The sequence below is a fragment of the Nocardia sp. NPDC059764 genome (assembly GCF_042732555.1).
Lineage (GTDB): Bacteria > Actinomycetota > Actinomycetes > Mycobacteriales > Mycobacteriaceae > Nocardia.
This window is the reverse complement of sequence record NZ_JBHWHH010000045.1, coordinates 20745-45669: the sequence shown is the minus strand read 5'-3', so window position 1 is coordinate 45669 and position 24925 is coordinate 20745. Positions and strand designations below refer to the sequence as shown.

At 69.2% G+C, this 24925-nt stretch carries 25 protein-coding genes and 1 pseudogene; 13 read left to right on the top strand and 13 right to left on the bottom strand.

Going from position 1 to position 24925, the window contains the following annotated elements:
• Positions 1-50 precede the first annotated feature (50 nt).
• Positions 51-1691: a glucose-6-phosphate isomerase gene (gene pgi, locus ACFV4K_RS13095; RefSeq protein WP_379274584.1), complete on the bottom strand. Its 1641-nt coding sequence runs from the start codon at positions 1689-1691 to the stop codon at positions 51-53.
• Positions 1692-1878: 187 nt separating this feature from the next.
• Here pgi and ACFV4K_RS13090 point away from each other — a divergent pair, with 187 nt between their 5' ends.
• Positions 1879-3330, top strand: coding sequence for an NAD-dependent succinate-semialdehyde dehydrogenase (locus ACFV4K_RS13090; RefSeq protein ID WP_379274582.1), 1452 nt, complete (start codon positions 1879-1881; stop codon positions 3328-3330).
• Between the two features lie 212 nt (positions 3331-3542).
• On the opposite strand, the gene ACFV4K_RS13085 is transcribed toward ACFV4K_RS13090, so the two are convergent.
• The gene (locus ACFV4K_RS13085; RefSeq protein WP_357091322.1) at positions 3543-3851 is read right to left on the bottom strand and encodes a chorismate mutase; all 309 of its coding nucleotides are present in this window, start codon (positions 3849-3851) and stop codon (positions 3543-3545) included.
• Between the two features lie 364 nt (positions 3852-4215).
• On the opposite strand from ACFV4K_RS13085, the gene pcrA reads away from it, so the two are divergent.
• A complete protein-coding gene (pcrA, locus tag ACFV4K_RS13080; RefSeq protein ID WP_379274580.1) occupies positions 4216-6693 on the top strand; it encodes a DNA helicase PcrA in 2478 nt (825 codons plus the stop codon).
• On the opposite strand, the gene ACFV4K_RS13075 is transcribed toward pcrA, so the two are convergent.
• The 4 genes and pseudogenes from ACFV4K_RS13075 to ACFV4K_RS13060 all read right to left on the bottom strand — a co-directional run bounded on the left by ACFV4K_RS13075 (position 6694) and on the right by ACFV4K_RS13060 (position 10420).
• Positions 6694-6930, bottom strand: coding sequence for a hypothetical protein (locus tag ACFV4K_RS13075; RefSeq protein WP_379274578.1), 237 nt, complete (start codon positions 6928-6930; stop codon positions 6694-6696).
• Positions 6927-8074: pseudogene (locus ACFV4K_RS13070) on the bottom strand (cytochrome bc complex cytochrome b subunit). Before ACFV4K_RS13070 ends, ACFV4K_RS13075 begins: the two are co-directional and overlap by 4 nt.
• 81 nt (positions 8075-8155) lie before the next feature.
• Positions 8156-9778, bottom strand: coding sequence for an acyl-CoA dehydrogenase family protein (locus tag ACFV4K_RS13065; RefSeq protein WP_379274577.1), 1623 nt, complete (start codon positions 9776-9778; stop codon positions 8156-8158).
• A gap of 12 nt (positions 9779-9790) precedes the next feature.
• Positions 9791-10420, bottom strand: a complete 630-nt coding sequence (locus tag ACFV4K_RS13060; RefSeq protein WP_379274575.1) for a TetR/AcrR family transcriptional regulator — start codon at positions 10418-10420, stop codon at positions 9791-9793.
• Between the two features lie 114 nt (positions 10421-10534).
• On the opposite strand from ACFV4K_RS13060, the gene ACFV4K_RS13055 reads away from it, so the two are divergent.
• Together ACFV4K_RS13055 and ACFV4K_RS13050 are read left to right on the top strand one after the other, a co-directional pair.
• Positions 10535-11296 carry a crotonase/enoyl-CoA hydratase family protein gene (locus tag ACFV4K_RS13055; protein WP_379274574.1) on the top strand — a complete coding sequence of 254 codons (762 nt, stop codon included), beginning with the start codon at positions 10535-10537 and terminating at the stop codon, positions 11294-11296.
• Positions 11297-11447: 151 nt separating this feature from the next.
• On the top strand, positions 11448-12698 hold the full coding sequence (locus ACFV4K_RS13050) for a hypothetical protein (RefSeq protein WP_379274572.1): 1251 nt from the start codon (positions 11448-11450) through the stop codon (positions 12696-12698).
• 6 nt (positions 12699-12704) lie between these two features.
• Here ACFV4K_RS13050 and ACFV4K_RS13045 read toward each other — a convergent pair whose 3' ends face one another.
• From ACFV4K_RS13045 to ACFV4K_RS13030, 4 genes are all read right to left on the bottom strand, one after another.
• Entirely contained in the window at positions 12705-14318 is a 1614-nt protein-coding gene (locus tag ACFV4K_RS13045; RefSeq protein ID WP_379274570.1) for a carboxylesterase/lipase family protein, read from the bottom strand.
• A gap of 206 nt (positions 14319-14524) precedes the next feature.
• The gene (locus ACFV4K_RS13040; protein WP_357280742.1) at positions 14525-14770 is read right to left on the bottom strand and encodes a DUF2630 family protein; all 246 of its coding nucleotides are present in this window, start codon (positions 14768-14770) and stop codon (positions 14525-14527) included.
• On the bottom strand, positions 14767-16167 hold the full coding sequence (locus ACFV4K_RS13035; RefSeq protein ID WP_379274568.1) for a PLP-dependent aminotransferase family protein: 1401 nt from the start codon (positions 16165-16167) through the stop codon (positions 14767-14769). The genes ACFV4K_RS13040 and ACFV4K_RS13035 overlap by 4 nt, the downstream gene beginning before the upstream one ends.
• 33 nt (positions 16168-16200) lie before the next feature.
• Positions 16201-16893 carry a DUF4184 family protein gene (locus tag ACFV4K_RS13030; RefSeq protein WP_379274566.1) on the bottom strand — a complete coding sequence of 231 codons (693 nt, stop codon included), beginning with the start codon at positions 16891-16893 and terminating at the stop codon, positions 16201-16203.
• Between the two features lie 80 nt (positions 16894-16973).
• Here ACFV4K_RS13030 and ACFV4K_RS13025 point away from each other — a divergent pair, with 80 nt between their 5' ends.
• Genes ACFV4K_RS13025 through ACFV4K_RS13015 form a run of 3 tightly spaced genes read left to right on the top strand, consistent with a single transcriptional unit; the run spans position 16974 to position 18424 of the window.
• The gene (locus ACFV4K_RS13025; RefSeq protein ID WP_379274565.1) at positions 16974-17663 is read left to right on the top strand and encodes a pyridoxamine 5'-phosphate oxidase family protein; all 690 of its coding nucleotides are present in this window, start codon (positions 16974-16976) and stop codon (positions 17661-17663) included.
• Between the two features lie 21 nt (positions 17664-17684).
• Entirely contained in the window at positions 17685-18005 is a 321-nt protein-coding gene (locus ACFV4K_RS13020; RefSeq protein WP_379274563.1) for a type II toxin-antitoxin system Phd/YefM family antitoxin, read from the top strand.
• Entirely contained in the window at positions 18002-18424 is a 423-nt protein-coding gene (locus ACFV4K_RS13015; protein ID WP_379274561.1) for a type II toxin-antitoxin system VapC family toxin, read from the top strand. Before ACFV4K_RS13020 ends, ACFV4K_RS13015 begins: the two co-directional genes overlap by 4 nt.
• Before the next feature lie 5 nt (positions 18425-18429).
• Here the strand turns inward: ACFV4K_RS13015 and ACFV4K_RS13010 are convergent, their stop codons facing one another.
• A complete protein-coding gene (locus ACFV4K_RS13010) occupies positions 18430-19296 on the bottom strand; it encodes an Fpg/Nei family DNA glycosylase (protein WP_379274559.1) in 867 nt (288 codons plus the stop codon).
• A 92-nt stretch (positions 19297-19388) separates the two neighbouring features.
• A complete protein-coding gene (locus ACFV4K_RS13005; RefSeq protein WP_379274557.1) occupies positions 19389-20033 on the bottom strand; it encodes a nitroreductase family protein in 645 nt (214 codons plus the stop codon).
• Between the two features lie 78 nt (positions 20034-20111).
• Between ACFV4K_RS13005 and ACFV4K_RS13000 the strand changes: the two genes are divergently transcribed.
• Complete coding sequence (locus ACFV4K_RS13000) at positions 20112-20480, top strand: winged helix-turn-helix transcriptional regulator (protein WP_379274587.1); 369 nt, start codon at positions 20112-20114, stop codon at positions 20478-20480.
• A gap of 3 nt (positions 20481-20483) precedes the next feature.
• Here ACFV4K_RS13000 and cobF read toward each other — a convergent pair whose 3' ends face one another.
• Complete coding sequence (cobF, locus tag ACFV4K_RS12995; protein ID WP_379274555.1) at positions 20484-21248, bottom strand: precorrin-6A synthase (deacetylating); 765 nt, start codon at positions 21246-21248, stop codon at positions 20484-20486.
• 20 nt (positions 21249-21268) lie between these two features.
• Here cobF and ACFV4K_RS12990 point away from each other — a divergent pair, with 20 nt between their 5' ends.
• From ACFV4K_RS12990 to ACFV4K_RS12970, 5 genes are all read left to right on the top strand, one after another.
• Positions 21269-22075, top strand: a complete 807-nt coding sequence (locus ACFV4K_RS12990) for a thymidylate synthase (protein ID WP_357280759.1) — start codon at positions 21269-21271, stop codon at positions 22073-22075.
• Positions 22072-22584 (top strand): dihydrofolate reductase, encoded by a 513-nt coding sequence (locus tag ACFV4K_RS12985; protein ID WP_379274553.1) that lies wholly within the window; start codon positions 22072-22074, stop codon positions 22582-22584. Before ACFV4K_RS12990 ends, ACFV4K_RS12985 begins: the two co-directional genes overlap by 4 nt.
• A gap of 105 nt (positions 22585-22689) precedes the next feature.
• The gene (locus ACFV4K_RS12980; RefSeq protein WP_379274551.1) at positions 22690-23016 is read left to right on the top strand and encodes a cupin domain-containing protein; all 327 of its coding nucleotides are present in this window, start codon (positions 22690-22692) and stop codon (positions 23014-23016) included.
• A 63-nt stretch (positions 23017-23079) separates the two neighbouring features.
• A complete protein-coding gene (locus ACFV4K_RS12975; RefSeq protein ID WP_379274550.1) occupies positions 23080-24084 on the top strand; it encodes a Dyp-type peroxidase in 1005 nt (334 codons plus the stop codon).
• Positions 24085-24122: 38 nt separating this feature from the next.
• Positions 24123-24920 (top strand): family 1 encapsulin nanocompartment shell protein, encoded by a 798-nt coding sequence (locus ACFV4K_RS12970; protein ID WP_379274548.1) that lies wholly within the window; start codon positions 24123-24125, stop codon positions 24918-24920.
• Positions 24921-24925 lie beyond the last annotated feature (5 nt).

The window sequence follows — 24925 nt, the reverse complement described above, 5'->3', positions numbered from 1 at the left end:
GGCGCGTCCCGCGGGACGCGCCTTTTCTCGTATCTCGCCGGGCACCCCGGTCAGTGCCGATTAGCGCGGTACCAGCCGATCAGCGCGTCGGTGGAGGAGTCCGCCTGCGGCTGTGGATCTTCCGCTGCGGTGAGCAACGGCGCCAGCGCCAGCGCCTGCTGCTTGCCGAGCTCCACGCCCCACTGGTCGAAGCTGTCGATGCCCCAGATCGCGCCCTCGGTGAAGACCTGGTGCTCGTACAGGGCGATGAGCTGTCCGAGTACCGATGGGGTCAGCTGGGGCGCGAGAATGGCCGTGGAGGGCCGGTTTCCGGGCATCACCTTGTGCGGCACCAGGTTCGGGGCGGTGCCCTCGGCGGCGATCTCCTCGGCGGTCTTGCCGAAGGCCAGCACCTTGGTCTGGGCGAAGAGGTTGCTCATCAGGATGTCGTGCATGCTGCCCGTGCCGTCCATGGTGGGCAGATCGTCGGTGGGACGGGCGAATCCGATGAAGTCGGCGGGCACCAGCCGGGTGCCCTGGTGCAGCAGCTGATAGAAGGCGTGCTGGCCGTTGGTGCCGGGCTCGCCCCAGAAGATCTCGCCGGTGGAGATGGTGACCGGGGAGCCGTCGGCGCGCACCGACTTGCCGTTGGACTCCATGGTCAGCTGCTGCAGGTAGGCCGGGAAGCGGGCCAGGTCGTTGGAGTACGGCAGCACCGCGCGGGACTGGGCGCCGAAGAAGTTCGAATACCAGACGCCGAGCAGGCCGAGCAGGACCGGCGCGTTCTCGGCCAGTGGCGCGTTCCTGAAATGCTCGTCCACGGTGTGCATTCCGGCCAGGAACTCGGCGAAGCGCTCCTTGCCGACGACCGCCATGACCGACAGGCCGATGGCCGAGTCCACCGAGTAGCGGCCGCCGACCCAGTCCCAGAACCCGAACATGTTGGCGGTGTCGATCCCGAAGTCGGACACCCGCTGCGCGTGCGTGGACACCGCCACGAAGTGCTTGGCGACCGCGTCCTCGCCGAGCGCCGCCACCAGCCAGCGGCGGGCCGCGGTGGCATTGGTGAGCGTCTCCAGAGTGGAGAAGGTCTTGGAGGCGACGATGAACAGCGTGGTGGCCGGGTCCAGGCCGTCGAGCTTCGAAACCAGGTCTGCCGGATCGACATTCGAGACGAAGCGGGCGGCGATGCCGGCGTCCGCGTAGTGCCGCAGCGCCAGGTACACCATGGCCGGGCCCAGGTCGGAACCGCCGATGCCGATGTTCACCACGGTGGTGATGCGTTCGCCGGTCGCGCCGCGCCACTGCCCCGAGCGGACAGCGTCGGTGAAGTCGCCCATCCGCTCCAGCACGTCCTGCACTTCGGGGACGACGTCCTCGCCGTCCATGTCGATGTGGCCGCCCGCGGGGACCCGCAGCGCGACGTGCCCGACCGCACGGTCCTCGGAGGTGTTGATCCGCTCCCCCGCGAACATGGCGTCGCGGCGGCGTTCCACCTCCGCCGTCTCCGCCAATTCGACCAGTAGGTCCAGGGTTTCGCGAGTGACGCGGTGCTTCGAATAGTCGATGTGCAGGTCACCCACCCGCACGATCAGCTCCCGGCCGCGCTCGGGATCCTCGGCGAAGAACTCACGAAGATGCCGCGAAGCCAGGGAGGAGTGATGATCGTGCAGTTTCCGCCAGACCGCCGACGCGGTGATGTCGCTGCTCACGATCGCCGAGGTTACAACCACGGTGCCAATTTTGCCCTCCGCTTCGCTCCGGGCGGCGTTCGCGGCCCCGAGGTCTCGATTCTTCCCTCCTCCGCTCCTCCGCTTCGCTCCCCCGCTCCGTCGGTCCAGAATCGAGACGGCCGCGAACCTGTGAGCGAGACATCGCACTCGGTCCTAGGCTGAGGGCATGGTGTCTGAGACTGAGCTTCTTTCGTCTGTACCCACGCGGCTCTGGATCGGCGGGCCGGTGGAGGCCACCGGAGGCGCGACCTTCCCCGTCCACAATCCGGCGACCGGCGAGGTCATCGCGCGGGTAGCCGACGCGACTCCCGAGGACGCCGTGCGAGCGCTCGACGCGGCGGCCGCGGTGCAGGCCGAGTGGGCCGCGACCCCGGCCCGCGAGCGCGGGGAGGTCCTGCGCGCGGTCTTCGAGGCGATCACCGCGCGGGCCGACGAGTTCGCGCTGCTGATGACCCTGGAAATGGGTAAAGCGCTGCCGGAGAGCCGCAATGAGGTGCGCTACGGCGCCGAGTTCTTCCGCTGGTTCTCCGAGGAGGCGGTCCGCGTGCACGGCCGCTACCAGGCGGCCCCGGGCGGCACCGGCCGAATCCTGGTGCACAAGCAGCCCGTCGGACCCTGCCTGGCCATCACGCCGTGGAACTTCCCGCTGGCCATGGGAACTCGCAAGATCGGCCCGGCGCTGGCGGCGGGCTGCACCATGATCGTGAAGCCGGCGGGCGAGACCCCGCTGACCATGCTGCTGCTGGCCCAGCTGTGCGGCGAGGCGGGGCTGCCTGACGGTGTGCTGTCGGTGATCACCACCTCGCGGTCGAGCGCGGTCACCGCTCCCCTGCTGAACGACCCGCGCCTGCGCAAGCTGACCTTCACCGGGTCCACCCCGGTCGGCAAGAAGCTGGTCGAGCAGTCCGCGCACGGCCTGCTGCGCACCTCCATGGAGCTGGGCGGCAACGCCCCCTTCGTGGTCTTCGACGACGCCGACCTGGACGCGGCCGTGCAGGGCGCGGTGCTGGCCAAACTGCGCAACGGCGGTGAGGCGTGCACCGCGGCCAACCGTTTCCACGTCCAGAATTCGGTTCGCCAGGAATTCACCGACAAGCTGGTGGCGGCCATGGCCGAGTACCGGCTGGGCAATGGCGTGGACCCGGACACCACCCTGGGCCCGCTGATCAACGAGAACCAGCTCGACACCGTGAGCGATCTGGTGGACGACGCGGTGTCGGCGGGCGCGCAGGTGAGGCTGGGCGGCAAGGCCCCGGGCGGGGCGGGCTGGTTCTACCCGGCCACCGTGCTCACCGACATCCCGTCCCAGGCCCGCATCCTGCGGGAGGAGGTGTTCGGCCCGGTCGCCCCGATCGTCGGTTTCGACACCGAGGCCGAGGGTCTGGCGGCGGCCAACAACACCGAATTCGGCCTGGTCGCATACGTTTACACACGCAGTCTGGACCGGGCGCTGCGGGTCGCCGAGGGCCTGGAGACCGGCATGGTCGGGGTCAACCGCGGCGTCATCTCCGACCCGGCCGCGCCCTTCGGCGGCGTGAAGGAATCCGGCTTCGGCCGGGAGGGCGGCTACGAGGGCATCGAGGAGTACCTCGACACCAAGTACATCGCCCTGCCCTAGGCAGACGAAGAACCGCCCCGGGGTCGAGACACCCGGGGCGGCCTGGGGATGCTGCATCCGTGGCTCCGCATGCAGCGTGGCTTGTGTGTGCCCGCGATTCGCGACGCACCGCCCGTTGTATCGGGTCGAGCGGCGCTCAGCGTTAACGGACCTTCCCGAGTCGGAAGGTCCGTGGGTTTCAGGGGTGAAACCCCTGAGGGTCACGAGAGCTGTTAATGCCCGAGCCGGCCTCGGCCCAGACGCAGCAGGAGCATGGCGAGGGTGTGCCCCTCCTGACCCAGCTCGCTGAATCGCTCGAGTACCTTCATCTCGCGGGAGTGGACGAGCTTGGGCCCGCCGTTCGCCATTCTGGTCCGTCCGATGATGCGCGAGACCTCGGTGCGGCGCTTGATGGCCGCGAGGATCTCGGCGTCCAGCTTGTCGATCTCCAGGCGCAGCTTTTCGATCTCCGCTTCGGAGGGCAGCGGGGCGGAGTCCGAGCCGGTGGCAGACTCGGAATGTCCCGTCGTCGAGATGCTCATACTTTCAACTCCTCGTGGTCCAGAACGTCGATCGGCGGGTGGACCCATCCTGTTACCGATCGGTTCTTCACCAAGAATCTGACCTGTCGGCCATACATTGTCCCCCCTGGAAAATCATTGTCTCCCCGGGATCGGGCTCAGATGCACTGTGCCCTGGGTGGGCAGGTGTGTCGCACCGCGGTCGAGCCGGTCATGGGACGAGTCTGCCACGGGGAGGTACCCGAGCAAAACGGGTACGTTTGTGAATCTCCTGAGTTTCCTCCTGTCACATGGTTCACCAGAAGTTCGCCGGACCGGCACTAATCGGACACCTGTGCGATCCCGCCCGACGGCTGTCGGTGCGCGCCGGTAGCGTGGATGGGCGATGAATACGACGGTGGCTCAGGACGAGCAGAAGACCCAACGGTTGCTCGAGGGATTGAATCCGCAACAGCGCGCCGCGGTGATGCACACCGGCACCCCGCTGCTGATCGTGGCCGGGGCCGGTTCTGGAAAGACCGCGGTCCTGACCCGTCGTATCGCCTATCTCCTCGACGCCCGCGGGGTGCGTCCGAGCGAGATCCTGGCCATCACCTTCACCAACAAGGCCGCCGCCGAGATGCGGGAACGCGTCGCCGGGCTGGTCGGCCCGCGCGCGGCGGGCATGTGGGTGTCGACGTTCCACTCCAGCTGCGTGCGCATCCTGCGCACCCAGGCGTCGCTGCTGACGGGGATGAACTCCAACTTCTCCATCTACGACGCCGACGACTCCCGGCGGCTGCTGGGCATGATCATCCGCGATTTCGAGATCGACCCGAAGAAGTACACGCCGCGCCTGCTGGCCACCGCTATCTCGAACCTCAAGAACGAGCTCATCGACGCCGCCCAGGCCGCCGCCGACGCCGAGACCGAGGAGGCCGAGCTGCCGCGCATCGTGGCGCGGGTCTACGGCGAGTACCAGCGACGGCTGCGCGCGGCCAACGCCTTCGACTTCGACGATCTGATCGGCGAGACGGTGTCGGTGCTGCAGCGGCATCCGCAGGTGGCCGAGTACTACCGCCGCCGCTTCCGGCACGTGCTGGTCGACGAGTACCAGGACACCAACCACGCCCAGTACGTGCTGGTGCGCGAGCTGGTCGGCCATCACCGCGGCGGGGTGTGGGGCGATGACCCGGACACCGGCTCCGAGCAGCGGGTGCCGCCCTCGGAACTGTGCGTGGTGGGTGACGCGGACCAGTCGATCTACGCCTTCCGCGGCGCGACCATCCGCAATATCGAGGAGTTCGAGCGTGACTTCCCGGACGCGGAAACCATTCTGCTGGAACAGAACTACCGTTCCACCCAGCACATCCTGACCGCCGCCAACGCGGTCATCGCCCGTAACGAGGGCCGCCGCGACAAGAAGCTGTGGACCGATCAGGGCGACGGCGATCTGATCGTCGGGTACGTGGCCGACAACGAGCACGACGAGGCCTCGTTCGTGGCCCGCGAGATCGACCGGCTGGTGGATCAGGGCGACGCCAACTACGCGGATGTGGCGGTCTTCTACCGCACCAACAACAATTCGCGCGCCCTGGAGGAGATCTTCATCCGGATGGGCCTGCCCTACAAGGTGGTCGGCGGCGTCCGCTTCTACGAGCGCAAGGAGGTCCGCGACATCGTGGCCTACCTGCGGGTGCTGGAGAATCCGAACGACGCGGTGAGCCTGCGCCGGGTGCTCAACACCCCGCGCCGCGGTATCGGCGACCGCGCGGAGGCGTGTGTGGCCGTGCACGCCGAGCAGCGGAACATCGGTTTCGCGCAGGCCTTGCGGGATGCCGCGGCGGGCAAGGTCGCGCTGCTCAACTCCCGGTCGCAGAAGGCGATTTCGGGATTCCTGGAGCTGCTGGAGGAGATCCGGGCGACCGGGGCGCAGGCCACCGAGCACACTGGCGGCGCGGCCGCCGTGGACTTCCCCGATGTGGGTTCGATCGTCGAGGCCGTGCTGGATCGCACCGGATACCGGGCCGAGCTGGAGGCCTCCGATGATCCGCAGGACGGCGCGCGGCTCGACAACCTCAACGAATTGGTCAGCGTCGCACGGGAATTCAGTTCCGAGGCGCGCAATAATGTGGAGGCCGCGCGGGACGAGGGCCTGGTGCCCGAGCAGGCCGAGGGCGAGCCGGAGCCCGGGTCGCTGGCGGCGTTCCTGGAACGGGTCTCGCTGGTGGCCGACGCGGACCAGATCCCGGAAGAGGGTTCGGGCGTGGTCACCATGATGACCCTGCACACCGCCAAGGGCCTGGAGTTCCCGGTGGTGTTCGTGACCGGCTGGGAGGACGGCCAGTTCCCGCACATGCGCGCGCTGGGCGATCCGGCGGAGCTGCAGGAGGAACGCCGGCTGGCCTACGTCGGCATCACCCGTGCCCGCAAGCGCCTGTATCTGACCCGCGCGGTGGTGCGTTCGGGCTGGGGGCAGCCGGTGTCGAATCCGGAATCCCGCTTCCTCCAGGAGATTCCGGGTCATCTGATGGACTGGCAGCGGCTGGAGCCGACGCCCTCGCAGTCGCGCGGTTTCCGCCGCCGCGGCGAGGACGACGGCCTGGAACGGGATTGGACGCGCGGCGACGGCTGGTCGGACTCCCGTCCCGGACTGCGCGGTCGCGGCGAGGGGCGGCCCGCTCCGGCGGCGGCCGGGGTCAAGCGCAACAACACCGGTCTGGTGCTGGCGGTCGGCGATCGCGTCAATGACGACAAGTACGGTCTGGGCCGGGTCATCGCGGCGGAGGGTTTCGGGGCGCTGGCCACCGTCACCATCGACTTCGGCACCGCGGGCAAGATCCGGCTGATCCCGTCCTACAGCCGGACCCTGACCAAGCTCTGATCAGCCGAGGCGGCTGAGGACGTCGTAGGCGCGCACGGCGTCCTCGGGGAACACCAGGATCCGGAAGTGGTCCTTCAGGTTCCGCCACCGGTGGATGCGCGCCGGGCCCAGCGTGGCGCGCACCCCGTGATTGTTCAGCAGCTGCCGCACGTGGCGCGCGGACTGCATGTCGTACGCGGTGGCGGCGGCCACCAGCAGTCCGTATTCGCCGTCGCCGGTGCGTGTCCGGAGTTTCATGCTCGACTCCCGTTGTCCTGCTTCGCTTTCAGCACCATCAGCTGCGCGCGCTCCTCATGATGACTCGAGGCGGTGAGGGCCTCGCGCTCGGCGGCCGGATCCGCGGTCAGGAACCCGCCGATTCCGGGTGCGCCCGCGGCTCCGAGCTTGCTCATCTTCTTCGGAACCGGCGCGCCTTGGTATGCCACCGTCCCGAGCGACTGGTGCACCTCGATGTACTCGCCGTGCGGCAGCCGCTTGACGATCCCGGTCTCGATCCCGTGTTCCAGTACCGCCCGGTCGCTGCGTTGTAGTCCCAGGCAGAACCGGTAGGCGACGGTGTAGGCCAGTGGCGGCGCCAGCAGGAGCGCGATCCGGAAGAACCAGGTCGTCGCGTCGAGCGAGACATCGAATTTCAGGGCGTGCGCGCGCCCACCACATTCCGCTCGGTGCGGGCGGGACCGGGGAACTGGGTGTGCTTCTGGTACCAGACCAGGGCGATGTGCGCACCGATCAAGGCCAGCATGATGCCCGGGAAGAGCAGCACGTGGGTGATGTAGAGCCGCGGGATCAGGACGGTGCCGGGGAATTCGCCGCCGAAGAGGAAGAAGTGGGTCCAGGTGCCCACCACCGGGACCGCCATGGTGATGCCACCCAGCGGTGAGCGCAGGCCGGTGCCGGAGAGCAGGTCGTCGGGCAGCGAGTAGCCGAAGTAGCCCTCGAACATGGCCAGGATCAACAGGATCGCGCCGATCACCCAGGTGGCTTCGCGGGGTTTGCGGAACGCGCCGGTGAAGAACACCCGGAACAGGTGGATGATCATCGACGCCGCGAACAGCAGAGCCGCCCAGTGGTGGACCTGCCGGACGAACAGTCCGCCGCGCACGTCGAAGGAGATGTCGAGGACGCTGCGGTAAGCGGCGGACATCCGCACGCCCCGCAACGGCTGGTAGACGCCGTTGTAGGTGACCTCGGTCATCGACGGTTCGAAGTACAGCGTCAGGTAGACGCCGGACAGCAGCAGGATGATGAAGCTGTACAGCGCGATCTCCCCGAGCAGGAACGACCAGTGCGTCGGGAACACCTTGTCGATGGAGCGTTTCAGGCCCACGGCGAGGTGATACCGCTGGTCGGCGGCATCGGCGCGGTTCGCGGTGGTGGTCATGACCATGAGACGCCGGCGGGTCCCGAAACGTGACATCCGATTACGACAGATTGTCGTAGATCACAGCCACCCGGTGAGCGGTCAGTCCACGTAGCCGCGCTGGATGATCGATTCGACGTCCACGCCCCCGGGCAGGGTGCCGAACGCGATGCCCCAGTCGCCGCCGAACCTGGTCTCGCAGAAGGCGTCCGCGACCGCCGGGTGGCCGTGCCGCACCAGCTGCGCGCCCTGCAGCACCAGCGCCATCAGCTCGACCACGCGGCGGGCCCGGTATTCGATGTCGGCGAAGTCGGTGAGCTCCTTGCCGATCCGGTCGATGGCCTCGTCCAGGTGGCGGTTGCCGCCGCGAGCCAGGTTGACCTCGTTGAAGAACGCCTCGACGGTCTCGGGCTGACGGCCCATGGCGCGCAACGCGTCCAGCGCCGCCACATTGCCCGAACCCTCCCAGATGGACATGAGCGGGGCTTCCCGGTACAGGCGCGGCATGCCGGATTCCTCGGCGTATCCGTTGCCGCCGAAGCATTCCAGCGCCTCGGCCGCGTGCGCGGGGGCCCGCTTGCACACCCAGTACTTGGTGACCGCGAGCGCGATGCGGCGCAGCGCCGCCTCGGCCGGATCGGAGTCGGCGCGGTCGGTGGCCCCGGCCAGGCGCATCATGACGGTGGTGGCGGCGTCGGATTCGATCACCAGGTCCGCCAGCACGTTTCGCATGGCGGGCTGATCGATGAGCTTCTTGCCGAACACCTCCCGGTGGCGGGCGTGGTGGGTGGCGAAGACGACCCCGGCGCGCATGCCGGTGGCCGAGCCGATCACGCAGTCCAGGCGAGTCATGTTGACCATCTCGATGATGGTCTTGACGCCCGCGCCCTCCGCGCCGACCAGCCAGCCGATGGCGTTCTCGTACTCGAGTTCGGAGGAGGCGTTGGACTTGTTGCCCAGCTTGTCCTTCAGCCGCTGGATGCGCAGCGCGTTGCGGGTGCCGTCGGGCAGCACCCGGGGCAGCAGGAAGCAGGACAGCCCGCCCGGCGCCTGGGCCAGGGTGAGGAACATGTCGCCCATGGGGTGCGAGGTGAACCATTTGTGGCCGACGATGCGGTAACTGCCGTCGGTCAGCGGGGTGGCGGTGGTGGTGTTGGCGCGGACGTCGGAGCCGCCCTGCTTCTCGGTCATGGACATGCCCGCGATGAGACCGGCCTTGGTGGACGGCTCGCGCAGGCCGAAATCGTAAGTGCGCGAGGCGAGCAGCGGCTCGTACTTCGCGGACAACTCCGGATTGTGGCGCAGTGCGGGGACCACCGCGTAGGTCATGGAGATCGGGCACATGTGCCCCGCGTCGGCGATGCCCCACGTGAAGAACTTGGCGGCGCGGGCGGTGTGCGCGCCCTGCCGGTCGTCGCGCCACGGCGCGCCGTGCAGGCCGTGGGTGACCGCGACGTCCATCAGGTTGTGCCAGTACGGGTGGAATTCCACCTCGTCGATGCGGTGGCCGTAGCGGTCGTGGGTGTGCAGGACCGGCGGGTACTCGTTGGCGACCCGGCCCCACTCCTGGGCCTCGATCCCGCCCGCGAGCACGCCCAGTTCCCGCACCTCGGACTCGGCCCAGCCAGCGCCCTCCCGGTGCAGGCCCTCGATCAGCGCGGGGTTGCGCGAGTTGTCGAACGGGGAGATGGGCGGCACCTGGTTGAAGACGTCGTGGGTGTGCATGACGGGTGACTCCTATTCGTGGGGGACGCCGCGGGCTTCGGCGGGGACGCCGAGGGCGCGCAGGGCGAAGGCGACCAGTTCCGGCAGCACCGACTCGCTCTGGAGCTGCTGGGAGAGCGGCCCGACCAGCACCTCACCGATCGCGCCGACCAGCGCGGTGGCGGAGGTCGCCGGATCCTGCGGCGGCAGTTGGCCATTGGCGATGCCGTCGGCGATGGCGGCCACGTAGGTCTCGGCGAAGGCCCGGCGGAAGCGCAGGCGTTCGGCGTCGACGGCGGTGTCCACGGGCTCGGCAAGCAGCACGTAGGCGAGTTTGGGGTTCTTGAGGGCGCGGCCCGCGAAGGTCTCGACGGCCGCGGTGACCCGATCGGAGGCGGTGCGGCCCGCCCCCGCCGCGCCCGCCTCGGCGACGGCGTCGACCTCGCGGGTGACGACCTCGCGGAAGACAGCGGTGACGAGTTCGGCCTTGCCGCTGAAGTTCTTGTAGACGGTGCCGGTGGCGACCCCGGCCTCGGCGGCGACGGCGGCCATGGACAGTCCGGAGAAGCCGTCACGGGAGAGGACGGTCATGGCCGCGCGCACGATCGCCCCCGCCTGGGCGTCCAGTCGAGCCTGGACAGCGGGTGTTCTCCGATAGGCCATGAAAGAAGTGAACCACTGATTCATTTCTTGACGCAAGCCCACCCGTCACCCACCGCCACCCTTCATTCGAGACGCTTCGCGCCGCAGCCCTGTTCACGGCGTAACGTCGGGCCCGTGACAGTACGAGTGGAGCGCAACGGCCCCGTCTACACCGTGATCCTGCACCGCCCCGGAGCCCGCAACGCGGTCGACGGACCCACCGCGAAAGCCCTGGCCGACGCCTTCCGCGACTTCGACGCCGACCCCACCGCCGCGGTCGCCGTGCTGTGGGGCGACGGCGGCACCTTCTGCGCCGGCGCCGACCTCAAGGCGCTGGGCACCGAGCGCTCCAATCAGGTCACCGAGGACGGCGACGGGCCCATGGGTCCCACCCGCATGAAACTGTCCAAACCGGTCATCGCGGCGGTCTCCGGCTACGCGGTCGCGGGCGGCATCGAGCTGGCGCTGTGGTGCGATCTGCGAATCGCGGAGCAGGACAGCACCTTCGGCGTCTTCTGCCGCCGCTGGGGCGTGCCGCTCATCGACGGTGGCACGGTGCGGCTGCCGCGTATCATCGGCGAGGGCCGGGCCATGGATCTGATCCTCACCGGCCGCGCGGTCGGGGCCACCGAGGCGCTGCAGATCGGCCTGGTGAACCGGGTGGTGCCGAACGGCGAATCCCGGCGCGCCGCCGAGGAACTCGCGCTCGAACTGGCGGCGCTGCCGCAGACCTGCCTGCGCTCGGACCGGATGTCGGTGCTGGAGCAGGACGGTCTCGAGGAGCCGGCGGCGATCTCCAACGAACTGCGGCACGGCATGAAGGCGCTGATGGACGGCGCGCTCGACGGCGCCCGGCGTTTCGCCGCCGGCGCGGGGCGGCACGGCAACAGCGCGTAGTCAGCGCAGCCGCGGCGCGGAGAGGCGCCGTCGGAGCGGACCGCGCGAGCGGCGGGACAGCAGCCCGACTCGGCACGGCGTGCCCGCCTCGCGGAGGCCCCGTATACGCCCGGCAGCGCGCTGCCGGACCGATCGGTACGCTAACCGTTCGATGAATCGGCTGAGCGTGCTGGACGAGATCTTCCTGCGGTCGCATCGGGGTCTGGGCACCCCGATCGTCCTGCAGGGACTCTGGCGTACCGCCGAACCCGTGCATCCGGCGCTGCTGTGGCGGGTGCACCGCGATCTGCGCACCGGGCCGCTGGGCCGGCGCGTGATCCGCTCCCGGGTGCCCGGGGCGCGGCCGCGCTGGCAGCCCACCGAGTCCGCGTACCCGTTCACCATGACGAGCGAGCCGATTCCGGTCGCCGCGATCCTGGACTGGGCCGACCGGCAGGGCGAGGACCTGAACCCGGAGACCGGGCCCGGCTGGCGGCTCTCGGCGGCGCGGCTCGACGACGGCGGCTGCCTGGTCGCGCTGACCTGCTCGCACGCCCTGGCCGACGGACGCGCGCTGACCCTGGCCATCGACAACGCGCTGTCGGGCATTCCGCTCGCGGCTCCCGTTGCGGGACATTCGGATTGGGCCGACGCGCGTGGCATGTGGGCGACCGTGCTGGGCGGAACCGCTCGCGCGCTGCGCCGCGGCATCCCGGCGCGACCGGCGCCGAACGCCGACCGGAAGACGGTGTCGGGCGGCAGGAAAGCCGGTGACCGACCGGCCACCCGCGCGACCGTGCTGCAGATTCCGGCCCGCGACTGGAATCGCGTCGCCGTCGCGCACGAGGGAACCGCCAACAGCCTGTTCGTGTACGTGATCGCGAAAATGCTGTGGGCCGGCGGATTCCAGCCCGACACCATCGCCGCCAGCCTCCCCGTCGACACTCGCGACGAGCCGCGCGTGGACAACGACATGTCCATGACCGAGATCGCCATCACCCGCGACGACACCCCGGCCTCCCTGCGGCAGCAGGCCCGCCGGGCCTACGAGCACCGCATGACCAGCCCCGGCGGCATCCCCGAGGAACTCCTGCAGGTCATCCCCGACCGCTGGGCGTACCGGCTGGCCAAGGGCGCGGGTGAGCGCGACATCCTGTGCTCCAATATCGGCAATCTGCCCGAATCGCTGCTGGCGCTGGGACCGCACGCCTGCACCGGGGTGGCGGCGCGCGCCATCCACCCGGGGCTGCGGCTCGACGCCCTGCCCCGCACCCGGCTGTCCGGGTACCTGACCCGGATCGCCGACACCTACACGCTGTCGCTGGTCAGCCTGGACCCCGACGCGGTGCCCACGGCCGCGGCGCTCACGGCGCTGGCCGACGCGGAACTGTCCGCGCTCGACCTGCCGTACACGCGCTGGTAACGCCGCTCAGGTGAGCGCCGGAATCCGAACCCCTTGCCAGGCCAGGCGTTTGGTGCGGTCCGGGTCGAATTCGACCCGGCTCGGGGAATCGATGATGAGGGTGGCGCGCCGCTCCTCGGTGTAAGCGGGCCAGGCCGGGAGCGGGGCGCCGGTGCGGGCGAAGGACAACCAGTTGTCCTGGAACTGTTTGGACACCGACTGGAATCCGCGATGCCCGCCCAGTGCCGTCATGGCCCGGCCGATCCCCGTGTCGACCGCGCCGAACACGGGGATCAGATCGAGGGCGTGGGTCGCACCGAAACCGCTCAAATGCACTGCGCGCGGGGCGAAGTCGTAGCGGTAGGCGTAGGTGGGCGCGAACCGGCTGTGCGCCTCCATGACCCGGACCGAGGGCCGCCAGAAGGTGAAGTCGCCGCCCATCCGGACGGCGGCCTTCTTGCCGGGGAAGCCGGGATAGGCGGCGGCGACCCGGGATTCGACGGCCGCGCCGTATTCGGAGAGCGCGTCGTGCAGGCGTTCCTCCGAGGTCGGCATGGTCTGGCCGAGTTTGGTGAAGATGGGGCCCTCACCGTCGGCCTCGAGGGCCTGGTCGACGTGGCGCAGCAGCCAGCGCATGCGGTCGGGGGTGGTGGGCAGGGTGTCGTCGAGGCGTACGAACAGGGTGGCCTCGTCGCGGTTGGTGCCCAGGATCAGCGGCACCCGGTGCGCGGTGCCGTTGGCGAACGCGGCGACCGGTGCGGCGGGCAGGAATTCGCCGTCCACCACCGGGGAGACCGGGAACAGGCCCGGCTGTTCGTGCATGACGCGGGCCAGCGCGCGATCGACGCCCTTACGAATGTCATTGGCCCCGGCGGTGCTCAGGGCCTGCGCGGCGTCGGCGGGGTCGATGCCGAGTTCGTCGAGGCAGCGGCGGGCGAAGAGGCGGGCCTCGGCCTGGCTCGGCGCCCAGTCGGCGGGCGCGCTCTGCGCGATGCCGCGATGGAACAGCCCGACCGCGGCGGGGGTCGCCATGAGCGACAGCACCGCGTGCGCGCCCGCGGATTCACCGAATATGGTGACATTGCCGGGGTCGCCGCCGAAGGCCGCGATATTGCGCTGCACCCATTCCAGGGCGGCGACCTGGTCCCGCAGCCCCAGATTGGAGTCGAATTGCCGGTCGGGCGTGGAGTATTCACCGAAATCGACGTACCCGAACGCGCCCAGCCGGTAGTTGACCGACACCACAACCACATCGCCCCGGGCCGCCAGCCGCGCACCGGAATACAGTCGCAGCGCGGAGGTTCCGATCATGTAGCCGCCGCCGTGGATGAACACCATCACCGGCCGTGGCGTCCCCGACGGCGAGTTCGGCGCCACCACATTCAGTGTGAGGCAGTCCTCCCCCGTCGCCTGCGCCTGCCGCGGCCCGATCCGCGCACCGTCACGGTGTTGCATTGCGGCATAGCCGAAGACGGTCGCGTCCCGCACCCCGGTCCAGGGCCGCACCGACTGCGGCGCCCGAAAGCGCAAGTCGCCGACCGCCGGCGCGGCGAAGGGAATGGACCGCCAGCGTGAGACGCGGCGGCCCCGGATTCCGCGAACCACACCGTCCGCGGTCGTGATGTCTGTGGTTGCCACCATTGGAAAAGCGTAGACCCAACGCTGGGCCGCTCCCAGGGCCTACGCCCCCGGACCCCATATATGGCGACTCTCGCCACCCCGGGACGAGCGGCTCCCCCACCGGGCCCGGGCGACACCGGCCGATTCCGGAGGCCCGGACCCACCCGGCCGGGCGCAGGTCCGGGACCGCTCGTCGCCGCGGTCCCGGAGGCGGGTTGTTCGGGTCGCTACTGGAGGTAGCCCTCGACCTGGCGGGCGGAGTTGGGCTGGGCCTCGTCGGGGTTGCGGCCCTGGTCGAGGCGGGCGCGGCGCTGGCGGAGCAGGTCCCAGCACTGGTCGAGCTGGACCTCGATCTCGGCGAGCTGGCGGCGTTCGGCCTCCGGGTCGAGTTCGCCGCCGGTGGTCTGGGCGCGCAGCTCGTGCTCACGATCCACGAGTTCCTTGATGCGCGCGTGGATGTCCTTTTCGGTCATGCGGTCCACTGTACGACCCGGGCCAGCGCGTTTCCGGCCAACCGGACCGCGCCGGGCAGGTCCGCCGCGGGCAGGGCGGCGTATCCGAGGGCTATGCCGAAGGTGCGCCGGGGACCGACGTGGTGGCGGGACAGACCGTCCAGGTAGACGCCGTCCGCGCGGGACGCGGCGATCGCGCGATCCTCCTGCTCCGCGCTCGCGAGGGGGACGTAGACGTGCGAACCCGCGTCGTCGCCGCGCACCTCCAGACCGTGGCGGCGCAGTTCCTCCAGGACGAGGGCGCGGCGGGCGGGCATGTCGCGGCGCAGGCGGCGCAGATGCCGGGCGAGGTCTCCCGCGCGGGCGAGTTCGGCCATCACCTGCTGTCCGGCGGGCGAAGGGCTGGTGCCGGTGAGTTCGCGGTGGGCGAGCACCGCCTCGGTGACGGCGGGATCGGCCACCAGCCAGCCGGTTCCGAGCGTGGGGGTGAGGATCTTGCTGGTGGTGCCGAGGTGCACGACCACGTCCGGGGCGAGGGTGGCCAGCAGGGGCAGCGGCGCGGTGTCGTACCGCAATTCGCCGTCGTAGTCGTCCTCGATCACGAGGGCTCCCGTGCGGCGCGCGAATTCGATGAGCTGCACCCGACGCGCCGCGGGCATGCGCGCGCCGAGCGGAAACTGGTGTGCGGGAGTGCAATACACCATGCGCGCGTTCTCGGGCAGCAGCTCGACGCGCAGCCCGTCGGCGTCGACCGGCACCGGCACCAGGCGCGCGCCCGCCGCCCGGAACGCGCCGCCCGCCCGCTGATACCCCGGATCCTCGATCGCCACCACATCGCCGGGCCGCAGCAACGCGGCCGCGAGTTCGCCTGCCGCCGCGCTGGTTCCGGCGGTGGCGAGGACGGTCGCCCCACTGCCCGCACCCAATCCTCGATGCCGCAGCAGGTGCTCCACCACGGCTTCGCGATACGCGGCCTCCCCGCGCCGATCCCGCCGGATCACCGGCGTCCGATCCGACGCGGCCCGCCAGGCGCGACGCCACGCAGCGGCGTCGATGGCCTCGATCGAGGGCGCCCCCGCACCCAGATCCAGCAGCCCGGCCAGCGGGTCGACCCGCTGCGGCCCGTCGCCCTGCGCGTCCACCCGCGGCGGCGTGGCCGTCAGATACGTCCCCGACCCGTGCCGGCCGTCCAGCCACCCCTCCGCATGCAACTGGTCATAGGCGGCCGTCACCACCGTCCGGCTCACCCCCAGCCGAGCAGCCAACTCCCGCGACGACGGCAGCCGATCACCGCCGCGCAGCGCCCCGCTGGTCGCGGCCCGCCGCAGCCCGTCGGCCACCTGCACGGCCAGCGGCTCCCGCCCCTCCCGCTCGATGGCGAACGGCAGATCGTCGTCGACCAGGCGATTCCCGCGCAAGTGGCCTCCTGATATCTCGGCGAATATTTGATATCAGGATGCCACTCGACGCCTCAAACCCTGCGAGACGAGGGCATAGAGAACGAACCCCGCCCCGGCGCTGGTGATCGCGTAGATCGTCATGTGCCGAACGCAGTCGTAGAGACTCACGTCCGTGATCGGATCGGTGCGAGCGTAGAGGGCCGCGACCGCCGCGACCGCGATCAGCGCAGCCGAGACCCAGCCCCGCCGGGGATCCCGAGGGACGGGCCGCGCCCCTCGATACCAGGCGATCGCATACCCCGCGAGCAGCAGCATGCCGCCGACGGACGAGACGTACCCGATCACGTTGTACACCCGATGTGGCCCGATCACGGCTTCCCGCAACGCTTCCCAATGCCGTACCGCGATACCATCGGTGTGGGTGAACTCGTCCCACGCCAGGTGCGTCATCGCGCCGACGATCAGGGCCGCGACCGCCGCCACCACCCCCGGCCGACTCCCGCCGATCGCCTTGCCGAGCATCCCTTGCACCGCGCCGCGCAGTCCCCAGGCGACCGCGACCAGGATCGCCCCCAGCAGCGCGTCCACCGGCAGCCCCCACAGCGCATGGGCCACCGAACCATCCACACCCGTCCACAGGTAGTAGGGCAGGTCCGGCGCGATGCTCCCGGCGACGAGCCCGGGAAACCAGAACGCCCGCCGCAAGGGCAAGACGGCCGCCGGATGCGCCAGCGTGAACGGCACGAACCCCCCCCAAAGTGGTCTGCGGATCTTCTGAAGAATTGGCTATTCAACAATGCCAATTCCCGGCCGACACTGGTCATATGAGTGAGACAGCGACGACCCGGACCCCATTGTCACCCACCTCGCGCAGCAGCCTCACCCGGTCCAAGGAGCGGGGCAGCACCGACCGCGCCGACCTGGACGCCATCCTCGACACCGGTCTGCTCTGCCATCTCGGTGTCCTGCTGCACGGCGCCCCGGCGGTCATCCCCACCATCTACGGCCGCGACGGCGACACCCTCTACCTGCACGGCTCCACCGGCGCCGGCAACCTGCGCGCCGCCATGACCGGCGACGTCTCCCTGACCGTCACCCACGTCGACGGCATCGTCTACGCCCGCTCCGCCATGCACTTCTCCATGAACTACCGCTCGGCCGTGATCCACGCCCGGCCGGTCGAGGTCACCGACCCGGAGGAACGCATGCACGCCCTCCGCGTCATCGTCGAGCAGGCCGCCCCCGGCACCTGGGACTCGGTCCGCTCCCCCGACAAGAAGGAGATGGCCGCCACCGCGGTCCTGGCCCTCGACCTGGCCGAGGCCTCGGTCAAGATCCGCACCGGCGGCCCGCGCGACACCCCCGAGGACATCGAAACCGGCGGTGTGTGGGCCGGAGTCCTCCCCCTCCGGCAGGTCTTCGACGCCCCGATCCCCGCCGCCGATCTGGAGGCGGGCATCGAGGTTCCGAAGCACGTCATGGAGCGGTGTAGCGAAAGCGTAGTAACGCTGTAGCCAGTCCCGTATCCTGGGATGATGACGAGTCCAGCGGAGCTTCCGGAGATCCCTCAGCGGGAGCTGCGGAACGATGCGAGCCGGGTCCTCCGCGAGGTCCGCGCCGGGCGCTCCTACACCATCACGGTCGATGGAACCCCGGTCGCGGATCTGGTTCCGCACCGGAATCTGCGCCGGCGCGCGGCCGTTCCGCTCTCCGAAGCCATCGCGGCCTTCAGCGGACCGTCCGGTGCCGCAACGGGAACACCGAGCAATTCGGCTGAACTCATCGACGATTCGCTGTACGACCCCTACGACCGGGCCTATCGCCGTGGGGAATTCGCGGAAGACGGTGGCGAATGAGCCCGGTACCCGTTCGCGGCCTGGTCGATACGAACGTGCTCATTCTGCTCGAGGCACTGGACCCGGATGAGCTGCCCGCCGAGTTGGTCGTCAGCGCGGTGACGATGGCCGAACTCGCGGCGGGCCCGCATTTCGCGACCGAACCGGGTGAACGCGCCAGCCGGATCGAACGCCTCCAGAATGCGGAAGCCCTGTTCGAGCCGCTCCCCTTCGATACCCGGGCAGCGCGGCGGTTCGGGCACGTCGTCGCGTCGGTGCTCGCGGCGGGGCGCAATCCCAAGCCCCGGCGGGTCGACTTGATGATCGCCGCCATCGCCTCCGTGCACGGATTGCCGTTGTTCACGGTCAATCCGGATGATTTCACCGGCCTGACAGGGTTGGTCGATGTCCAGAAGGTCACCCACCCGGACAATCGCTGACCCTGCTACTTGAGCAGGCGGGACATGCGGCGGTCGGCGAGGATCTTGCCGGAGGTCTGGCAGGTGGGGCAGTACTGGAAGGACTTGTCGGCGTAGGAGACTTCGCGGACGGTGTCGCCGCAGACCGGGCAGGGGAGGCCGGTGCGGGCGTGGACCTGGAAGCCGGAGCGTTTCTCGCCCTTGAGGCGGGCGGCGTCCTGGCCTACCGAGCGCAGGATGGCGTCGGAGAGGGTGGCGCGCATGGCCGAGTAGAGGGCGGCCAGCTGCTGGGGGTTGAGGGTGCCGGAGTTGGCGAAGGGGGAAAGCTTTGCGGTGTGCAGGATTTCGTCGGAGTAGGCGTTGCCGATGCCGGCCAGCAGGGTTTGGTCGGTGAGGGCGTTCTTCACACGCTGGGAGGTGCTGCCGAGGATCTCGGCGAATTCGGGTTCGCTCACCGCGAGCGCGTCGGGGCCCAGGCGGGCGATGCCGGGCACCGAGAGCGGATCGGCCGTAATCCACACGGCCAGCCGCTTCTTGGTGCCCGCCTCGGTGAGATCGAAAGCGGGCGTGGCGCCCTCGGGCGTGAATAAGTGCACGCGCAGCGCGAGCGGGCCTTTACCGGGCTTGGGCGGGTTGGCGCCGGGTTCGTCGATCCAGCGCAGCCAGCCGCCTCGTGACAGGTGGGTGATCAACCACAGCCCGTCGCAATCCATTCCGAGGTGCTTGCCCCAGTGCCCCACCCCGGTCACGTCCCGCCCGGACAGCGCGGTCGCCGGCGGATCGAAGGTTTTCAGCACGCTGAGCGCGGCCACGTCGACCCGCCCGACCACCGCCCCCACCGCATGCTCGACCAGAAACTGCTCGAGCGCCACAATCTCCGGTAGTTCGGGCAACGGATCTCCTCCAATCCCCGAGGCATCCACCCGAGCCAGCCGACCCGGGCGATCGCCTCCACCCTAACCCGACCGCCCGACACACCCGGGCTTCAGCGCGCGGGATACGCCCCGTGGAACACGGTGCGGCCGAGCGGGCGCCGCCCCGGATGCCGACGGCTCTCGGCGGCGTATCCGACCGACATGAGCAGCGCGACAGCCGCGTCATCACGCCCGTCGAGCCCGATCACCTTCTTCACCTCGTCCTCGTCCCACCCGTTCATGGGCGCGGTGGCGAGCCCAAGTTCGGTCGCGGCCAGCATGACGTAGCTCGCCGCGATCATGGCGTCCTTCACCGCGTATTCGCGCAGCAGGCCGCGCTCGGCCAGCCCCTGCTGGAACTCGGTGGACGCGGCGGCGAATCCGGCCGTGAACTCCTCGCTCCAGGCCTGATTGCCGCGAGCGAGTTCGAAGATGTCGGACCGATCCGCCCGCCAGGCATGTGGTTCGGCGACGAAGACCAGCATGACGGGGGCCTCGGCGGGCTGGGGCTGGCCACCGGTGGCCCGGGTCAGACCTTCGCGCCCGGCCGTGTCGGTCACCACCACCAGCGACCGGTCCTGCAAATTCCAGCTGGAGGGCGCCTCCATGGCGAGTTCGATCAGGGTGTCGAGGGCCTCCGCCGGGACCGGGTCGGGCCGATAGTGGCGGACTGTGCGGCGGGTGCGGATCGCGTCGGCGACGCTCATCGATGTCATACCACTAACTATCGGAGAGTGACTCTCGATCGGGAAGAAGGCACTAAATAGTGCGCTACTCTCGAAAAGGTGACAGTCGTGGAATCCTCGGGCCTCCCCGCCGACGCCTACTCGGCGAAATGCCCCACTCGCCAGGTGCTCGATCACATCGCCGGCAAATGGACGGTGCTGGTGATCGATTCACTGCTGGACCAGGGCACCCTGCGCTACACCGAACTGTCCCGCCGCATCGGCGGGGTATCCCAGAAGATGCTCACCCAGACCCTACGCAGCCTGGAAACCGACGGATTCCTCACCCGCACAGTGCATCCCACCATCCCCCCGCGCGTGGAGTACGAACTCACCGACTTGGGCCGCAGTCTCGCCGAACCCATTGCCGCCCTGCGTATGTGGACCGAGACCCACATCAACGAGATCGAGCGGGCACGAGCCGCCGCCGCGATCTGAGCATCAGAGGGAGCGGCGCAGCAGGTAGATGTCCATGATCCAGCCCTTGGCTTCGCGGAGGGCGGCGCGGCGGCGGGTGATGCGGGATTCGACGACGCGCAGTGGGCCTTCGATGACGACTTCGTCGGGCATGCCGAGGTAGGCGCCCCACCAGATGTAGATGTCGTCGCCGGGCAGCTGGGTGAACGAGCATTCGCCGTCGAGCATGACCAGGGTGGATTGACCGTCGGCCAGCCCCTCGTCGCGCAGCCGGCGGCCGGTGGTGATGTGGAGGGGTTCGCCGATCTCGTGCAGGACGGTCCGGTGGGCCGCGGCGAGGGCCTGCACACTGGTGATGCCGGGGATGACCTCGTAGTCGAATTGGATGCGGCCGCGGTCGAGGACGCGTTCGACGATGCGCAGGGTGCTGTCGTAGAGGGACGGGTCGCCCCAGACGAGAATGCCGCCGACGCCCTCGGTTCCGGCGAAGGCCCGTTCCAGGAGTTCGGCGCGCGCCTCGTGCCAGTCGGCGACCACGCCCTGGTAGGCGGCGTCGGCGCCACGCGCGGGCACGCTGCGATCACGCGGCGGGTCGGTGATCTCCACGACCGTGTGCGGTTGCCGGACGTGTTCGGCCAGGATCGCCGCGCGCACGTCCGTGAGCTCCTGTTTCTCGGCCCCCTTGCCGATCAGGAAGAACACGTCGACCTGGCGCATCGCCTTGACGGCCTGCACCGTCACCTGGTCCGGGTCCCCGGCCCCGATTCCGATCACAAACAACTTTCGCACGGTGCGTAAGCTTGCCAGGCGTGGAGAGCGCCCGAGATACCCAGTACGAGGACCTGCTCCGACTGGTGCTGGAGTCCGGCACCCCGAAGGCGGATCGCACCGGCACCGGCACCCGCAGCATCTTCGGACATCAGCTGCGCTACGACCTGTCGCAGGGCTTTCCGCTGATCACCACCAAGAAGGTGCATCTCAAGTCGATCGTCTACGAGTTGCTGTGGTTCCTGCGCGGTGACTCGAACGTGAGCTGGCTGCGCGAGCACGGCGTCACCATCTGGGACGAATGGGCCGACAAGCAGGGCGAATTGGGCCCGGTCTACGGCGTGCAGTGGCGGTCGTGGCCCAGCCCGGACGGCACCCACATCGATCAGATCTCGCAGGTGCTGCAGACCCTGCGCACCGACCCGGACTCGCGCCGCATTATCGTGTCGGCCTGGAACGTGGCCGAGCTGGACAAGATGGCCCTGGCCCCCTGCCACGCCTTCTTCCAGTTCTATGTGGCCGACGGCAAGCTGTCGTGCCAGCTGTATCAGCGCAGCGCGGACCTGTTCCTGGGCGTCCCGTTCAATATCGCCAGCTACGCGCTGCTGACCCTGATGGTGGCGCAGCAGACCGAACTGCAGCCCGGCGAGTTCATCTGGACCGGCGGCGACGTCCACATCTACGACAATCACGTGGAGCAGGTGCGCGAGCAGCTGACCCGTGAGCCGTACCCGTTCCCGAAGCTGCACCTGCGTCCCGCTCCCTCGTTGTTCGACTACGAATACGAGGACGTGGAAATCGAGGGCTACCAGCATCATCCGGCCATCAAGGCGCCGGTGGCGGTGTGAGCAGAACCGTCGGCCTGATCTGGGCGCAGACGACACGGGGAATCATCGGGCGGGACAATACGATTCCGTGGCGGGTGCCCGAGGACATGGCGCATTTCAAGGACGTCACCTTCGGTCATCCGGTGGTGATGGGCCGCAAGACCTGGGATTCGCTGCCCGTGCGTTTCCGTCCGCTGGACGGCCGCCGCAATATCGTCGTGACCCGGCAGCCGGAGTGGGCGGTGGACGGCGCGGAGCGGGCGGGTTCGCTGGCCGAGGCGCTGGAGATGACCGGCGACAAATCGGTGTGGATCATGGGTGGCGGTGAGATCTACCGCGCGGCAATGCCTTTCGCGACGGAGCTGATGGTCACCGAGATCGACGCCGATGTCGACGGCGACACCGTCGCCCCGGCGATCGACCGGCAGTGGCGGGCCGAGGCGGCCGATTGGCGGGAGTCGTCGACGGGTCTGCGCTATCGATTCCGTCGTTATACGCGTCCTTCCAAGCCCGGAGTGACGGGGCGATAACGCGCGGATTCCTTGTCCGGCAATTCCTGCACACACCGCGCCGAAACCGCCGAGCGCCCCGGGTGTGTCCGGCATACTCAGCGATACTCCGGCGAAAGGCAGTCCATGGACAAGAAGTCGCTGACCGCGGTTGCTCGCCAGCAGCTGAAGCTGGCCGCCACGGCGTCGAGCGGGCGTAGTTCGTCGACCATCTACGGCGGCCACACGCATTCGCTGCGGCAGACGGTAATCGCGTTGACGGCCGGACAGACACTCGCCGAGCACGAGAATCAGGGCGAGGCGACGCTCATGGTGATCAGCGGGGTGCTGGTGTTGATCAGTGGCGCCAACGAGTGGAAGGGCTCGGCCGGCGATCTGATCGTGATCCCGAACGCACGACACAGCGTGAAAGCCATCGATGACGTGGCGTTTCTGCTGACCGTGGCCAAGTAGGGCGACCCGACACGGACGGACCGGACCGGCGGGTGGTCGAGGGCAGGGCCTAGGCTGGGGCTCATGCGTGAGCCACAGCCGATCATCGACCCGCTCACCCCGGCCGCACTCTTCCTCGTCGTAACCATCGATGAGGGGGGCGAGGCGGTGGCGCGGGATTTGCTCGCAGATCTGCCCGGGTTGCGCCGCTCGGTCGGCTTCCGACTGCCGGGTTCGGGCCTGGCCTGCATCACCAGCATCGGGTCCGCGGCCTGGGATCGTCTGTTCGCCGGGCCGAAACCCGCACAGCTGCACGAGTTTCCGGGTTATGTCGGGGAGCAGCATCAGGCCCCGGTCACGCCGGGTGACCTGCTGTTCCATATTCGGGCCGAGGTCCAGGACGCCTGTTTCGAATTGGCGATGAAGCTCGCCGAGCGGCTGGCCGGAGCGGGCACGATCGTGGATCAGACGGTGGGTTTCCGTTATTTCGAGCAGCGCGATCTGCTCGGTTTCGTGGACGGCACCGAGAATCCGGAGGGCCAGCTCGCGGTGACCGCTGCGCTGGTGGGTGACGAGGATCCCGAATTCGCCGGTGGCAGTTACGTGATGGTGCAGAAGTACCTGCACGATATGGCGAGCTGGAAGGCGCTCTCGACCACCGAGCAGGAAAGGGTCATCGGGCGAACCAAACTCGACGACTTCGAGCTCTCCGAAGACGACCAGCCCGCGGATTCCCATGTGGCCGTGAACGATCAGGATGTCTCCGGCAATATCGTGCGCGCCAATATGCCGTTCGGCTCGGTGCGGGACGGCGAGTACGGCACCTACTACATCGCCTATGCCGATGATCCGGCGGTGCCCGAAGCCATGCTGACCCGCATGTTCCTGGGCAGCGACGAGGCGGCGTACGACCGCATCCTGGATTTCTCCACCGCCATCACCGGTACCTCGTTCTTCGCCCCGCACGCGGCGTTCTTCGACAACCTTCCCGACGCGCCCGCTCCGGCGGTCGCGGTCGCCGCGCCGGAATCCAATGGCGCGGGATCCCCGGACGGGTCGCTGGGAATCGGGACGCTGCGAAATCGTTGAGTAGCTACGAAATCGTCGAACCGACAAGGAGCTGACGCATGAACAACCTGCATCGCGAACTGGCGCCGATCACCTCGGAGGCATGGAAGGCCATCGAGGAGGAGGCGACGCGAACCTTCAAGCGGCACATCGCCGGTCGCCGCGTGGTCGATCTGTCGGGACCGCACGGGGTCGACTACTCCGCGGTCGGCACGGGCCGCACCACGGCGATCGAATCCCCGGGCGAGGGGGTGCAGGCGCGGCAGCGCGCGGTGGTGCCGCTGATCGAATTGCGGGTGCCGTTCACGCTTTCGCGCACCGAGCTCGACAATGTGGAACGCGGAGCGCAGGACGCCGACCTGGATCCGGTGAAGGCGGCCGCCAAGAAGATCGCGTTCGCGGAGGACCGTGCGATCTTCGAGGGCTATCCGGCGGCGGAGATCCAGGGCATCCGGGCCGCCACCTCGTGCGAGCCGGTGAAGCTGCCCGGTGACGCGCGTCTGGCCCCCGAAGCGGTGGCACAGGCATTGAGCAAGCTGCGGCTGGCCGGTGTGGACGGCCCGTATTCGGTGCTGTTGTCCGCGGACCTGTACACCGCGGTCAGCGAGACCTCCGATCACGGTCACCCGATCCGCACGCACATCGAGCGGCTCATCGACGGCGAGATCATCTGGGCGCCGGCCATCGACGGCGCGTTCGTCTTGTCCACGCGCGGCGGCGATTTCGATCTGCAGCTGGGCCAGGACCTGTCGATCGGCTATCTCTCCCACGACGCGGAGACGGTGCAGCTGTACTTCCAGGAGAGCCTGACGTTCCTGGTGTACACGGCCGAGGCGGCGGTCGCGCTCGAAGCGTGATCAGG

Excerpts from the sequence above, each read along its gene's own strand:
- ACFV4K_RS13090 (WP_379274582.1), top strand. The coding sequence starts at position 1,879 with ATGGTGTCTGAGACTGAGCTTCTTTCGTCTGTACCCACGCGGCTCTGG.
- ACFV4K_RS13085 (WP_357091322.1), bottom strand. The coding sequence starts at position 3,851 with ATGAGCATCTCGACGACGGGACATTCCGAGTCTGCCACCGGCTCGGAC.
- pcrA (WP_379274580.1), top strand. The coding sequence starts at position 4,216 with ATGAATACGACGGTGGCTCAGGACGAGCAGAAGACCCAACGGTTGCTC.
- ACFV4K_RS13075 (WP_379274578.1), bottom strand. The coding sequence starts at position 6,930 with ATGAAACTCCGGACACGCACCGGCGACGGCGAATACGGACTGCTGGTG.
- ACFV4K_RS13065 (WP_379274577.1), bottom strand. The coding sequence starts at position 9,778 with ATGCACACCCACGACGTCTTCAACCAGGTGCCGCCCATCTCCCCGTTC.
- ACFV4K_RS13060 (WP_379274575.1), bottom strand. The coding sequence starts at position 10,420 with ATGGCCTATCGGAGAACACCCGCTGTCCAGGCTCGACTGGACGCCCAG.
- ACFV4K_RS13050 (WP_379274572.1), top strand. The coding sequence starts at position 11,448 with ATGAATCGGCTGAGCGTGCTGGACGAGATCTTCCTGCGGTCGCATCGG.
- ACFV4K_RS13045 (WP_379274570.1), bottom strand. The coding sequence starts at position 14,318 with ATGGTGGCAACCACAGACATCACGACCGCGGACGGTGTGGTTCGCGGA.
- ACFV4K_RS13040 (WP_357280742.1), bottom strand. The coding sequence starts at position 14,770 with ATGACCGAAAAGGACATCCACGCGCGCATCAAGGAACTCGTGGATCGT.
- ACFV4K_RS13025 (WP_379274565.1), top strand. The coding sequence starts at position 16,974 with ATGAGTGAGACAGCGACGACCCGGACCCCATTGTCACCCACCTCGCGC.
- ACFV4K_RS13020 (WP_379274563.1), top strand. The coding sequence starts at position 17,685 with ATGACGAGTCCAGCGGAGCTTCCGGAGATCCCTCAGCGGGAGCTGCGG.
- ACFV4K_RS13015 (WP_379274561.1), top strand. The coding sequence starts at position 18,002 with ATGAGCCCGGTACCCGTTCGCGGCCTGGTCGATACGAACGTGCTCATT.
- ACFV4K_RS13005 (WP_379274557.1), bottom strand. The coding sequence starts at position 20,033 with ATGACATCGATGAGCGTCGCCGACGCGATCCGCACCCGCCGCACAGTC.
- ACFV4K_RS12980 (WP_379274551.1), top strand. The coding sequence starts at position 22,690 with ATGGACAAGAAGTCGCTGACCGCGGTTGCTCGCCAGCAGCTGAAGCTG.
- ACFV4K_RS12975 (WP_379274550.1), top strand. The coding sequence starts at position 23,080 with ATGCGTGAGCCACAGCCGATCATCGACCCGCTCACCCCGGCCGCACTC.
- ACFV4K_RS12970 (WP_379274548.1), top strand. The coding sequence starts at position 24,123 with ATGAACAACCTGCATCGCGAACTGGCGCCGATCACCTCGGAGGCATGG.